The sequence below is a fragment of the Mycobacterium sp. IDUB_37 genome (genome assembly GCF_055419245.1).
Map to the genome: position 1 here is coordinate 533,118 of NZ_JBVAXG010000003.1, position 13,915 is coordinate 547,032.

The following is a 13,915-nucleotide window of genomic DNA, read 5'->3' on the forward strand; positions in this document are numbered from 1 at the left end:
TGTGGACTGTCGAGGGCTCCAATGATCGCTGACTTGCCGCTTCGTTGGCTCGTCACCGGCCTGTTCTTGCTGAGTGGAGTCGGCTTCACTTTCGTCATCGACCGCAAATCGTTGACCTCGGTCGTCGGCTACGGACTGCACGTCGTGATGGTGATTGCGATGGCGGTGATGGCCTGGCCGGACGGTCTGCGGTTGCCTTCGACGCCGGCCGGGATCTTCTTCCTGGCCGCAGCGTTGTGGTTTGTGATGACCGCCGTCGTGACGGCCCGGGTGGTCGCTCAGCGCGTGGTGCGCATCTATGAGGCGGCAATGATGTTCGCGATGGCCTGGATGTACGCCGTCGCGCATCAGCACCCCGCAACCGACCAGGCATCCGGTGAGCATCACCACCATCACCACATGCCACCGGGCATGCCGATGCCGGACATGGACATGGGCGCTGCCACGACAGACGCGGGTGACAACCTGCCGGGTTGGGTACACGCGGGAAACTGGATCTGGACGGCAATCTTCGTCGTCGCCGCACTCGTCTGGGGCTATCGATTCGCGTCGCAGCGCGGCGCAGGCCGACGTCGACGATCCCGCTCCTGGCGCCGGATGGCCGTCAGTGCGGTGCAAATGCTGATGGCGGCAGGAATGGCGATCATGTTCGCCACACTGCTGTTCGATCCGACCGCGGCCGAGCAGGCTATAGCAATCCCAACAGTTGCAGATCGGTGACGTACTTGACGATGATCGGCGCCGACACCTGTGGGATGTCCGGGTTGTCTTTGTCCCGACCGATTTTCGCTGCTTGAACCGCGGATCGGAAGCGGCGGGTCGGCCCGGCGGCGCCCTGGACCGGCGGAAGCGGTTGCAATTGCCTGGAATTGCGCGTCAGCAACACCTGCAGCACCGAGTGCCTGCGCTGCCGTTCCGGCAGGGCCCGCAAACCCGCCTCGAATTGCGTTAGCCACTCACTGAAATCGAGAATCCGCCGGATCGGGATTCCAGCCTCGATCAGCCAGTCGACGTACTCATCGAGTCCGATTCCGTCGTCATGCGGGTTCATCACGTGATAGGTCTGAAATCCCGCCAGCGACGGCTCCAAGATCCGGGCACCAAGTTTCGCGATCGCCTCCGCCACGAATGTGACTGGCAGCCCATCGAAGTGCGCGCGCTGACGATTGCCATGCTCATCCAATTGGTAGAACGACCCGGGCGCGACGCCGGTGGCCACGATGCTCAACAGCATCCGGGTCACCCAGTCGGATGTGTTGAGCTGTCCGGCATATGTGTTGTCGGCCAATATCATTCCGCAGCGGAACACTGCCACCGGCAACCCACACATGTCGTTGGCCGCACGCAGCAGTACCTCACCGGCCCATTTGCTGGTGCCATAGCCGTCCGCCCAGGTGCCGTCGACGAATCGGGTGGGGCTGATCGCCCGGATGTCCGCGTCCTCGGTGAACACCGACGGCTCGATGGGTGCGCCGACGTCGGCGGTCGACACGTACACAATGGGCTTGAGTCTGGTCGTCAGCGCAACGCGAATCAGCTCGGCGGTGCCTGCGACGTTGGGCCCGAACAGTTCGCGGTAGGGCAATGGATTGACCACCGCTGCGGGATCGACTATCAGATCGACGGTCTGCGCCAAGCGCCGCCAGGTCAACTGGTCCAGGCCCAGATCGGTTTCGCTCTTGTCGCCGGCGACGACCTGTAACCGGTCGGCGGCCAGTTCGTGGAAGTGCCGCAACAGCACCGGGTCTCCGCTGTCGAAGGTTCTATCCAGTCGCCGACGCGCGTCCTCGTCGGACTCGGCCCGCACCAAGCAGATCAGCGTGCCGCCGACCGACTCCAATTGCTCCAGCAACTCCAGGACCAGATACCGTCCGACAAATCCGGTCGCCCCGGTCAGCAGGATCGTCCGTACCTCGGCCCTCGGTCCGGGGAGCAGCGGAACCGCAGCCAAGGTCGCTTCGTCAATGAATTTGGCCAACGTGAGGTCACTCGCCTGCACCTCGGTGGCGCTGCCGCCGTGCACATGTTCGAAACGAGGATCACTGGCGGAATGGGGATCTCGTTCGAGAAGCTGACTCAGACCTCTCGTCGACGGCGCGTGTAATAGCGCGCGCACCGGCAGGTCGGTGTTCAAAGCAGCGTTGATCGACGCGATCGCCCGCATGGCCGCCAGGGAATCTCCCCCGAGTTCGAAGAACGTCTCGTCGACGCCTACCCGCGCCAGTCCGAGTACCTCGGCGAAGATGCCGGCCACGGTTTCCTCGACCGGACCGGCGGGGGCGCGGTAACCGCTTACGTCGCCGAATTGTGGTGCTGGCAAGGCAATTACATCGAGCTTGCCGTTGACCGTTCGGGGCAGCGCCTCGATGACCACCACTGCGGCCGGCACCATGTAGGCGGGCAGTAGCCGGGCCAATTCCGCCCGCAACCCGGTCCTGTCCACTGCGCCGGTGGCGGACTCGGTGACATACCCGATCAGACGTCGGTCACCGGGGCGGTCCTCCCGAGCGATCACTGCCGCTTGTCGCACGCCGGCCAACCGAGCCAGCGCGGCCTGGACCTCGCTCAACTCAATGCGGTGCCCCCGGATCTTGACCTGCTCATCCATCCGGCCCAGGAAGCGCAACTGTCCGTCAGAACCCCAGCAAGCCAGGTCCCCGGTCCGGTACATGCGTAACCCTGCCCCGCCGAACGGGCACGCCACAAACGCTGACGCTGTCAGTCCCGCGCGATGCCAATAGCCAATTCCCACTTGCGGACCGGCGACGTACAGTTCACCGACCACCCCGGGCGGTACCGGACGCAACCAGCTGTCGAGCACGAACAGCGCCGCCCCCGGCACCGGGCCACCGATCGGTGGCGCCCCCGAACCCGATCGCAACGGATCACTCAGTGCCGCAACGATAGTGGCTTCGGTGGGGCCGTATGCGTTCAGCATGAGGTGTCCGGGTGCCCATTCATCGGTCACCGTGGCCGGACATGCCTCACCGGCCACCACCAACGCGGTCTGTTCCAAGCCGTGCGACGAAAGCATCCCCAGCGCGGATGGGGTCTGGGTCAGCACGGTCACCTTTTCGTTGGTTAGCAACGCGTGCAATTGATTCGGCGATGCCACTGTCGACTCGGGCACGATCAGCAGCCGCCCACCACCGAGTAGTGCGCCCCAGATCTCCCACGCCGAACAGTCGAAACCATAGGAATGGCACTGCGACCACATCTGCCCGGCCGAAAGACGCTCAGGCAGTGCGGAAAACAAAGTGATGAGGTTATCGTGCGTGATCGCCACCCCTTTCGGGGCGCCGGTGGTTCCCGAGGTGTACAGGATGTAGGCGATGTTGTCCGACGCCGGCGCGGCCAAGGCGGAAGCGGGATACGCGGACAGGTCGTCCTCGGCCACATCAACAACGGGCACGCCAAAAGAATCGACTCGCGAGCGCAATCCTGCCGTGGTGAGGACCGCGGCCGGCAAAGCCTCGCCCAGCATGAACCCCAGGCGCGACTCGGGATTCACCGGATCGATCGGCATATAGGCCGCCCCGGTCTTGAGCACTGCGAGCATCGCGACGATTGCGTGCCCGCTGCGGGTAAACAGCAGCGCCACTATCTGATTTGGACCCGCCCCGAGTTCCACCAGCCGGTGAGCGAGGCGATTCGAGGCCGCGTCCAACTCCCGATAGGTCAACGACTGGCATCCACAACGAACCGCCACGACCTCGGGGATCCTTGCCGCGTGGGCGGCCATAATCTCCGGAATGGACACCGAAGCCGAAACCGGCGCAGTCAAGACCGCTCGGTTGCCCCACTCGTCCAGTCGCGCATGATCATCGGCATCCAGCACGTCGAGCAGGGACATCGGCAATCCTGGATCAGCAACTGCCGTCGCCAGCACTCGCAATAGGCGCGCTACCAGAACCTCGACCGATGCCGCATCGAAGACGTCGGTGCGGAACTCCACTATTCCGCCGATCCCCGCGGGTTCGCCGTCGTTGGTCCAGCGCTCCGCCAGCGAAAACACTAAATCCATTCGTGCCGTGCGTGTTTCGATAGGAATCGGCCTGGCGTGCAGGTCACCTAGAGTCAGCTGCGTAGCAGTATCGCTCTGCCAGGCCAACATCACCTGGATCAGCGGGTGATGGCTGGGCGATCGAGTGGGATTGAGCCGGTCGACAAGCACCTCAAAAGGTACGTCCTGATTTTCGTAGGCAGCCAGGCTGCGTGCCCGCACCTGCGCCAGCAGGTCGGCAAAGGTGGGGTCACCGGCCGCGTCGACCCGTAGCACCAAGGTATTGACGAAGAATCCCACCAGCTCATCCAGGGCGGGATCAGCGCGTCCGGCAATCGGGAATCCGACTGCGACATCGGCACTCCCACTCAGTTTGGCGATTAGGAGGGCAAGCCCGGCCTGTACCACCATGAAGCTGGTGGCGTTGCTCTCTCGGGCGAAACGACGCACCTGCCGCTGCAACGAGGCGGGCCAATTCACCACCACTTTGGCGCCGCGCTGATCGGCAAGTGGCGGGTAGCTCCGATCCGTTGGTAGCTGCAACCGCTCCGGCATTCCGGCGAGTGCCTTCTCCCAATACGCCAGTTGCGCCGCGAGCGGACTGCCGCTGTCGTCGAGTTCGCCCAGGTTTGCTCGCTGCCACAGCGCGTAGTCGACATACTGCACCGGCAATGGCGGCCAATTCGGCGCTCGTCCCGCGCGTCGACTGCGGTAAGCCGTGCTCAGATCCGCGGTGAGGGGCGCCACCGACCAGCCGTCGGCAGCGATATGGTGCGCCACTGCCACCAGCACGTTTTCGTCCTCGCTGGCGCGAAAAAGCCATGTCCGCAGCGGCATTTCGGTGACCAGGTCAAAACCGTAGCGCGCCGCGTCCTCGATCGACCGTTCCAGCCGGTCGGCCGGCCAACCGGTTGCATCGACGATTTGCAGGCCGGGTTCGATGCGGTCGGCCGGAATCACCAACTGCCGCGGCATTCCCGCTTCGGCCGAGAACAGCGTGCGCAGGCTTTCGTGCCGAATCACCACGTCGGTGATCGCGGCGGAGAGCGCCCCGGCGTCAAGATGCCCGCTCAGGCGCAGAGCGACCGCCATGTTGTAGACCGGAGAGGGTCCGTTCAGCTGGTCCAGGAACCACAATCGGGTCTGGGCGAACGACAACGGAATGACTTCGGGCCGGTTGCCGGCCACCAGGGGCCGAAACGGCTGGCTCGCAACTGTCGCCTCGGGTGGCGGTCGGTATTCGGCGAGGTTCGCGGCGGTGTCAGCACTGATCAGATCCAGCAGCGACAGCTGCGATCCCAAATAGCTGCGGGTGTCCGGGAGGATTCTGATGAGATCAAGCGAACCGATGCCCTCATCCAAAAGCGATGATTCAGAATGTATTACGCGGCCGAGATGCCGGCTCCAGATCTCCGCGAGACCGTCCGCGCGCTCATCGGCATCGATACGCACTACATCGGTGAACCGCGAGATCGCCCGCAGGCTGTCGCTGTCGACTTTCCCGTTGGGCTTCCTCGGGATATTCGGAACGGCCACAACGAAAAACGACGGCACCCCAAGTCCGGCGAGGGTTTGTCTGATTCGTGCCGCGACCGCGGCGTCGTCGACCCTATTCCGGGTCCACTGGGTTTCGAACCACACCCCCAGGCTTGTCGCGGAACCCATTTCGCGCAGTTCGACGGCGACATCGGCAATCGCCCGATCTTCGGCAATCCGTCTGATCACCTCCGCGGTATCTATCCGTTTGCCGGAGAGCTTGACGATGGCGTCCTTGCGTCCGTCCAACACCGGGAAACCCTCGGCATCCAGCGTCACCCGGTCCGCGGTGGCGAACGCCCGACGTCGCACACCGTCGCGGGTGGTTACGGTACCGAAAGCACCGCCGTCAGTGCCGAGGTAACCGCACGACACCAGTTCTCCGACAATCACGACTTCACCGAAGGCGACGAACACGGTGTCCGGCAGCATCGGCCGACCGAGTCTGAGTCGGGCAGCGGCCGGAGCGGACATGCCGTTGTGGAAAATAGGCAAATAGGTTGCCACGACCGTGGTTTCCGTCGGGCCGTAGCTAGACACCACCGAAATCTGCGGTGCAACAGCATAATCGACCCACTTGTCGACGGCGCTCGATCGAACAGGCTCACCGCCGATGACGATCTGTCGCACACCGGAGCCACGAATCGCATCGATGGCTGCCGCGTCCTCGCACCACAGATGCCAGACGGCGGTGGGCAGGTCGATGATCGTCGCATCGCGGGCAGTGAGATCGCTTGCCAGCGAGACCAGGTCACCTGACTTCATCGCGCTGGACCGGACCAGATCAGCGCCGCAGTATGCGCCGGCGAAGACCTCTTCGATGCTGATGTCTGACGTCAACGGCGCGCACTGCAAGATCCGATCGCTGCGCCCCCATCCATAAGCGCGCTCGACCGCGGCACAGAACATCGCGAGCGAACGGTGTGAAACTCGGACCAGCTTGGGCCGGCCAGTAGATCCCGAGGTCGGCATGATGTACGCCGTCGTCTCACCGAGCAGGATGTCTCGCGACACCTGCTCGATGCGCCGGTCGACGGGTCCCCTCAGCCCGTCGACCGGCGCAAGTGTGGTGGCAGCCACGTCGACCACCCGTGGCGAGTCGCCGTGTTCAGCGATTGCTTCGGTCCGTTGTGTGATTTGGTCTTCGGTGTCGCAGACGCTGTAAGCGCAGCCGGCCAGGTGGCAGGCGATCAGCAGATCGATGGTTTTGTCGGTGTCGTCGTCGGTGAACACCAGGACATCACCGGGCGCCGCACCGTTCTGGACCAGCCAGGCGACCCAGGAATAGGCGCCGGGATGTCGTTCAAGTACGCCTCCTGGATCGCCTAAAAACCAAGCGGCAGAGGATGCTTGAACGGGGAGTCCGCTTTCTTCAGCAACATGGCACACGCCGTCCGTGCCGACCGCCAACCAGTCTCCGGTCGTCATCGCGATCGGCTGGTCCCACAGCGTTGTCATCGACTCCAGTGCGGCGGCGATCCGCTCCGCAACCTTGGGATAAGCCTGCTTTTCTGGGCCATCCGCCCTGTCCCAGATCGACAGGTTCAGCGTGCGGCTGTCTTCGTCCAGAACTGAGGCCACTGTCCTGCCCTCGACCGGACCGATGTGTGTCGCAACGGGTGTATCCGACAAGAAGGGTCGAAGCGCCGGTGCGCACGATTCACGGATGAAGTTGAGCGTCAGGGCCTCGACGTGTGCTGTCCGGTTGATCGCCATATACATACGTCGGTAATGCTCTTCGCGAAACCACCGGCGTCGCAGTGCCTTTACGTAGCCCCGGTCCAGGGCACGCACGATATCTTCTACCGACGCAAAAGCACAAAATCGGATCTGCTGCGCGACCGAATTGACCAGACATGTCGCGACGTGCAGGTCGGGCGCTCCGAACCGGTTGTCCACTGCATGGATCAGCAGGCTCTCAGTGCTCTGCCGGAGCCCGGCGTCCACCGCGACCGCGGCCGCAGCCACCAACACGTTGAGGGGGACTTGTTTCGCCTCCGACAACGCTGCGATGGCATCAAACGTACTGCCGGAGAGCAGCACTGACTCACACAGGACACCTTTGGCGGCGGAGCCGGGAGGGGCGCTCCGGCTCCGGCCGAACCCGCCGTCCCCAGCCTGCTCGGCGAGCTCACGGTGCACAAGCCGGGACAACCGCCGCTGCGATTCCTCGACTTTGTCCGCCTCGCGCCGATGCGCTTCGGCGATTCTTCTCAAACTAGCTTCTGCGCTGAGTGTTTCGGCTGCCACGCCGTTGTCGAGATATCGCGCCAAATCAGCCTCGATGATTCCGGTCGCGCCGCCGTCGATCAGGATGTGGTGTGTGAAGGCGTCGAGTCCCACCACCCGTCCGGTCCCGTCCGTCCAGACGGTGTAGCGAACGAGGGGTTGTCCCAGAATGCCGGACGTCCACCCATGCTTCAGCTCATCGTCCCCACGGCCGGCGTGCTGTTCGTCATGCGACCGGACACGTACGACATCACGAAAGTGCAGCCGTAACAATAGATCCGGGTAGTCGGCTGTGTCCGAAGGCTGGTCGAGCACGCAGAGATGCACAGGATTCGCCAGCATGGTCGATTCCAGTGCCGTCAGAAATCGGGGTAGCTCAACTCGACGGAATCGGTAGCTCTTACCGATCAGGTACAGCGCGGGATCGCTGTCCTGCAGCACGCCGTTGTACAGATTCTGTTGAGACCTGCTCAACGGAAGTCGTTGCACACAAACTACTTCAGACGCAGTCACTCGAAATCTCCAGCTCCCGCGCCCAGCCGGCGATGGAGAGATTCTCCGCCAGCCGGGACGGCAGTTCGGATTCCCGATCCACGCCGAGTTGCTTCATCAGGAGCACGAATCGAACCGAATCAAGGCCGAGGTCTCTGAGGTCGGTGGCGTCGCCGTCGAAAAGGTCCGCTTCGTCGATGTACAACACTTCACAGACGGCGGCGAGAATTTTGTCCCGCAACATCTCAGCCACGCGCGGTCGCGGCCAACGACGTCCGCATCACCTTGCCCGACTGGGTGCGAGGGATGTCCGCGACGAGCACGATCGTCGCTGGGCGCGCCATCGACTCCGACTCGTGGCGGTAGCGCGCCGCGATCGACTGCTTGAGTTTGCGCGCCGCCGCCTCATCGAGTTCCACCGACGGAACGACAGCCAGACCTACCAGCGCCCCGAACTCGGCATCGGGAATTTCGTAGCACGCGGCCTCTCGGACACCAGAGACGCTCTCCGCGATTCGGTCCACCTCGTCGGGCGCGACATTCACTCCGCCGGTGATGATCATCTCCGACGATCGTCCCCTGATGTAGAAGAAGCCGTCGTCGTTACGCTCCAGCAGGTCGCCGGTGTTCACCCAGCCGTCGATCAGTACCTCCTTGGTGCGTTGCGGATTGTTCCAGTACCCCAACATGTTCGCCGGCGACTTGATCCAAAGCGTGCCGAACGACTCGGCGGGGACTGCGCCCGGCACCGTGGGGTTACTGCCATCTGCTGCCGCCAGAAAGACCTCGACGCCCGGGTATGGGCGCCCCACCGCGCCCGCCTCGATTCTTGGGATCGATCCTTCGCCGGTGGGAAGACACAAAGCGGTGCAACCTGTTTCGCTCAAGCCGTAGACCTGAGCAGTGCGAACACCTGTGGCTTCGATGAAGCCGACATCAGCCGCGATGGCCCGGGATCCGCCGTAGCCCAGCAGGCGCAGCGACGGAATCGTTGCGTTTCCGGCCTTCAGTTCGGATACGAGTTTGGCGAGCAGAGTCGGCACCAGGCACGTCGTGGCGACCGCATTCCGGTTCAGGATCTCAAGTAGCGACGTGGTGTTCTCACCACCGGTGATGCACAGTCCGCCGCGCATCAAATTTGTTAGTATCCACCATAATCCGCCGATGTGCGTCGCCGGCAATGGGGAATACGTGGTTTCGCCGTCGACCCAGGTGACCCAGTCCAACTCCTCTTGTCGCAGGATGTCCTGGATTGCATAGAAGGTGCGATTGCCCAGCAGCACCGCCTTCGGCTCGCCCGTGGTACCACTGGTGAAGATCATCGCCAAAGGATCATCCGGGCCTTGATCGAACTGTTGGGCAGCATGATTCGCGTCGTCCGCACCAGCCAGAGCACCCTCCGTCAGGTCGACACTGAACACCGGCACCGCCGCGGGCCCCGAGGAGAGTCGGAACTTGCTCCGGGGAGCAATCACGATTGCACTTGGCTCGGTTATCTCGCAGAAGCGTTCAATGGTGGCGGGCGGAAGATTGCCGTCCGCCAGCACGGCAATCGCGCCGAGCCTGGCGCACGCGAGCACCGACAGATAGGTTTCGGGACCGTTGTCAGATACGACGAGGACCCGCGCGCCGGGCGAAACCGACTGCGCGCGAAGCCTTGCGGCCAGGCGGTCCAGCTCGGTGACCAGTTCCCGATAGCGCAACGCACTGGTGCCGTCGCAGCGACGCAGGGCGATTGCCTCCGGTCGCTGCCGCGCCTGCTCGAGAACTCGGTCCAGCACGGTGGGCGGTAACTGCGACATGGCTTGAAAGTTTCTTTCTGACAGGGGTTTAGGGAATGTTCAAGGCAGCTAGCTCAACCTCACCGGAGGCGGCTCCGCCGTATTCGTCCCAGAACTCGATCGCGCAGGGCACCGAAAGATACCGCAGGGTGCGGTCGATGACCTTGAAGTTCTTGCACAGCAAGCGCGCGGAGAACTTCTGTGCGTGGATCGGCCGCCTGAACCGGGTAGCGGTGTTCTTGATCAGCATGCTGGGGAGTTGGTAATCGAAGTAGTCGGAGATCGACCAGCCTCGCAACACCGGGATCTCTTCGTTGAGGATGGCCGGTGCGAATGCGCTGTAGGCCAACTGGTTGAAGCACAGGATGAGTTCGGCCGCGTTGAAATGTCCGGTGCTGCGAATGTAGGCCGACTCGTCGATTCGGAAATTCCCATACGCCAGAACCGAATCGGCGGTGGCTCGGTACTGTGCATCAAGCAGGTAGCGGCACCCCTTGTAGGCATACGGTTCCAACACTCTGACGAGCAGTTCCTCTTCGATCGGCACCGTCTGCGCGAAATCGGTGACGTCCGCCGTTGTCTGTGCCGAAATAGGGAAATCGGTGGTACTCATACCGCGTACCCCGGTGTCTCGAGGCCATCCAGCATGGTCAGCCGGTGAGTTGTCAGGGTGCCTGCCGCCGTGCCGTGTTTGGCTCGGTGCATGAGAACCCGGTTGTCCCACAGCACGATGTCACCCACTTCGTAGTGCTGTGTGTGAATGCACGGTGCGGTGAATTCCGGGTCGAGCTGACCGGTCGCAGCCATGAGTTCCTGCAGCACCGTGGGATCGAGCACATTCCCGTCCTGGTCTTCGATCTTGGTGGTGCCGGATGCGCAGATGTAGAGGATCTCCTGACCCGTCATCGGATGCCGGATCACCGTCGGCCATTTGATCGGCGGCGTGGTGCGACTGATCTCTTTCCAGACGTCGCCGATGGGCCGGTACACGTCGCTCGGCCGGATCTTGATGTGGCGGCGCGGATCGTGGGTACTGAATGTGCCCCGAGCGGGAAACTGCTTCGCCGCGGGCAGCAACTCCCAGACCTTGTTGAGATCGATGAAGTACGTCCCTCGGTCGTGTCCGGGAACAGCGAGGGGAACGACCATTGAGAAGGCGAAGGGTTCCGGCATGAACATGTAGTCGATGTGCCAGAAGGCGCCGGTCTTCGGGACTCCTTGACCTTGTTCGGTTGAGGACACGAAGATCTCGGGGTACTGCTCGTGGTGATACATGGGTTCGTAGTAGGGCACGATCTGCCCGACAATTCTGCCCAGCTCGAGAAATTGTTTCGGAGTCGGATGGACGTCTTTCAGCACCACCAGCTTATGTGTGTAAACGATGTCGCGAATTTCTTCGGTGGATATGTTGTCGAGATTTTCGGGATCAATCCCGGTGACCTGCGCCCCGAGGCCCTCACCCTTCACATTGAGCGTCATCGACCCTTTTCTCCCTCGTTTAGCTGGCTATCTATCAGTCGGACAGCGGGGCGAAAAGTTCCCCGACTGGGCCCCGAACATCAGTTGGTTGTCCATTCGCTGGGCAACAGCGGGACTGTGCGGCGTTCCGCACCGGATGCGACCTGGACCAGTCCGGCGGGCTGCATCTCGTTGGCCGGCGCGGTACCGGAGAATCCGATGCGCCCGGCGCCTTGAGCACTTTCGGCAACCGAGTCGCAGTCGTCGTCGACCTCGTCGGGGCTGTCGTCAATCGTCGCGGCCGCGTCGATGAACTCGTCTCGATGACCGCGCACCCCCGCTGTGCTCCTGCTTCGTCGTCGGCGACGAGCCTGTTCAAGGGCATCAAGCCGGGCCGCGGCGGCGGCGTCGGCGGAGTCGGTGGCGTAGTCGGCCGCCTTCGCGCCCGCTTTGGGACCCCAGCTGACACCCGGCGGGGCCAGACCGGGCACCGCGTAACTGACGCCGGCCGACGGTGGTGCGCCGGCGGCCCCGGTCGCGGCGGGTGCGTGCGGCGCGGCGCTGCCGGCTGATGTTCCTGCCGTGGGAGCGGGAGCCGGGACCGGCGTCGCCGGGACAGGCAGGTTCGTTGCTGTTTGCCGTCCGGTTCCAGGCTCGTCCGTATCGGGCAGCAATCCGTCCGTGGTTGGCCCGTCGAGCAAGTGGGCGAGCAGTCCCAGCGCACTCAGAGCACTCAGGGCGGGGGCGAAAAATGGAAGCAGCAGCAAGCCGTAGGAGGCGTAGTACGGATACCAAAGGAAGTCGTACAGCTGTAAAGCGACAAGTGCGAGGATCAGAACGGCGCCGGGGCTCAATCCGAACTGCTGGAAAAACCGCAGAAAATAGCTGTAGGGATCGGCAATGAAATTCAGGAGATCGTTGACGAATTGGGTAAGCCAGCTCGGGATGAACTGGGTGGCACCTTGCGCCTCTGCGCTGGGCGCGAGAATGGGTGGCGCCGGCTGCATGGCCGGAACTGCTGCCATCGCCGCCACCGTGATGGCCTGGTACGCAGTCATGACGTCGGCGGCCTGAACCCACATGCGGGCATAGTCAGCTTCGTTGACTGCGATGGGGATGGTGTTCAACCCGAAGAAGTTGGTGGCTGCCAACACGCCATGGATCGCGTGGTTTGCGGCGAGTTCGGCCACGGTGGGCATAGTCGCCAGGGCGGCGCTGTAGGCGGTCGCGGCCGTTTCGTGCTGCACGCCGGCGGCCGCACTATCGATCGATGCCTGCTCCAGCCACGCCAGGTACGGACCGTGCGCAGCAACGTAGCTGGCGGCACTGGTCCCGTTCCAGCTGCTGGCCAGCACTTCGCCCAGCAGCTGACCCAATTCGGCCGCGGCGTACTGGTATTGAGCGCTCAGTTCCTGCCACTGCGCGGCAGCAGCGAGCAGTGACCCCGGGCCTGGCCCGGCGCTCAACAGGGCCGAATGCGTTTCCGGAGGCAGTGCCATCCATATCGGGCCCGTCAGGCCGCCACCTCCTCAGTCATGTTGATGCGGTTGTCCGGACGCAAACGGGTGCGGCCTGTCGTGGTGTAGTCGTCGCGAACGCGGCGAAAGTTCCCACCGGTTGTGCGCGAGCAAAGATTGAATCGGCCGGGAACAATCCGGCAGCGATGCGCGACTATAGGAGCATGGACTGCGAGGTGGCGCGCGAAGCGCTGTCGGCCCGTCTCGACGGTGAGCGAGAGCCGGTGCCATCAGTCCGTGTCGACGAGCACCTCGGTGAGTGCGCCGAATGCCGAGCCTGGTTCGACCAGGTGGCCGAGCAGGCTCGCCTGCTACGTCGGCTTGCCCAGTCGCGGCCCGCGATCACCCCACTGGCTCCACTGCGAATCGACCCGGTGCCACCGCGGCGACGGACGCGCCTGACGTGGCAGCGCTTAACCTGGCAGCGCTGCGCCCTGCTCGGGGTGGGCGTCGCTCAGATACTCCTGGCGGTCGCACAAGCGCTGGGTCTGAGCGTAGGGCTGTCCCACAATCACGCAGGCAGTTCGGGCAACCACCTGCTCAACGAGTCGACGTCGTGGTCGATCGCAGTCGGTGTGGCGATGATCGGCGCCGCCGTGTGGCCGCGTGCCGCCGCCGGCCTGGCGGGTGTGTTGATTTCCTTCGTCGGCGTGCTGGCCGTGTACGTGCTGGTGGATGCGTTGTCCGACACCGTCACGGTCATGCGCATGTTGACGCATGTTCCGGTGGTGCTCGGCGCCGTGCTGGCGATCCTGGTGTCGAAAAGCGGTGACAGGCCGGCGCCGAAACCGTCCAGTGTCGCTGCGGAGCCCGAGATCGTATTGCCCGAGAACGCATCTCGCGGACGACTTCGCGGTCATCTGTGGCCGACGGACGGGTCAGCTGCGTAGTCGCGATCA

8 protein-coding genes are annotated in these 13,915 nt (G+C 63.6%); 2 read left to right on the forward strand and 6 right to left on the reverse strand.

The genetic code is table 11. From position 1 onward, the window contains the following. Positions 1-21: 21 nt before the first annotated feature. Entirely contained in the window at positions 22-720 is a 699-nt protein-coding gene (locus ACZY1I_RS13130) for a DUF5134 domain-containing protein (RefSeq protein WP_463754828.1), read from the forward strand. On the opposite strand, the gene ACZY1I_RS13135 is transcribed toward ACZY1I_RS13130, so the two are convergent. From ACZY1I_RS13135 to ACZY1I_RS13160, 6 genes are all read right to left on the reverse strand, one after another. Continuing rightward, positions 689-8,257 (reverse strand): amino acid adenylation domain-containing protein, encoded by a 7,569-nt coding sequence (locus ACZY1I_RS13135; RefSeq protein WP_463754829.1) that lies wholly within the window; start codon positions 8,255-8,257, stop codon positions 689-691. The two genes, ACZY1I_RS13130 and ACZY1I_RS13135, sit on opposite strands and share 32 nt — an antisense overlap. A 10-nt stretch (positions 8,258-8,267) precedes the next feature. Continuing rightward, on the reverse strand, positions 8,268-8,501 hold the full coding sequence (locus ACZY1I_RS13140) for an acyl carrier protein (RefSeq protein ID WP_463755121.1): 234 nt from the start codon (positions 8,499-8,501) through the stop codon (positions 8,268-8,270). A 4-nt stretch (positions 8,502-8,505) separates the two neighbouring features. Beyond that, on the reverse strand, positions 8,506-10,062 hold the full coding sequence (fadD10, locus tag ACZY1I_RS13145; RefSeq protein ID WP_463754830.1) for a fatty acid--CoA ligase FadD10: 1,557 nt from the start codon (positions 10,060-10,062) through the stop codon (positions 8,506-8,508). Positions 10,063-10,090: 28 nt separating this feature from the next. Next, positions 10,091-10,654 carry an FcoT family thioesterase gene (locus ACZY1I_RS13150; protein ID WP_463754831.1) on the reverse strand — a complete coding sequence of 188 codons (564 nt, stop codon included), beginning with the start codon at positions 10,652-10,654 and terminating at the stop codon, positions 10,091-10,093. Continuing rightward, positions 10,651-11,520, reverse strand: a complete 870-nt coding sequence (gene scoE, locus ACZY1I_RS13155; RefSeq protein ID WP_463754832.1) for a (3R)-3-[(carboxymethyl)amino]fatty acid oxygenase/decarboxylase — start codon at positions 11,518-11,520, stop codon at positions 10,651-10,653. Before scoE ends, ACZY1I_RS13150 begins: the two co-directional genes overlap by 4 nt. Before the next feature lie 80 nt (positions 11,521-11,600). Then, positions 11,601-12,998 (reverse strand): PPE domain-containing protein, encoded by a 1,398-nt coding sequence (locus ACZY1I_RS13160; protein WP_463754833.1) that lies wholly within the window; start codon positions 12,996-12,998, stop codon positions 11,601-11,603. Positions 12,999-13,180: 182 nt separating this feature from the next. Here ACZY1I_RS13160 and ACZY1I_RS13165 point away from each other — a divergent pair, with 182 nt between their 5' ends. Further along, on the forward strand, positions 13,181-13,906 hold the full coding sequence (locus ACZY1I_RS13165) for a zf-HC2 domain-containing protein (RefSeq protein ID WP_463754834.1): 726 nt from the start codon (positions 13,181-13,183) through the stop codon (positions 13,904-13,906). Positions 13,907-13,915: the final 9 nt, after the last annotated feature.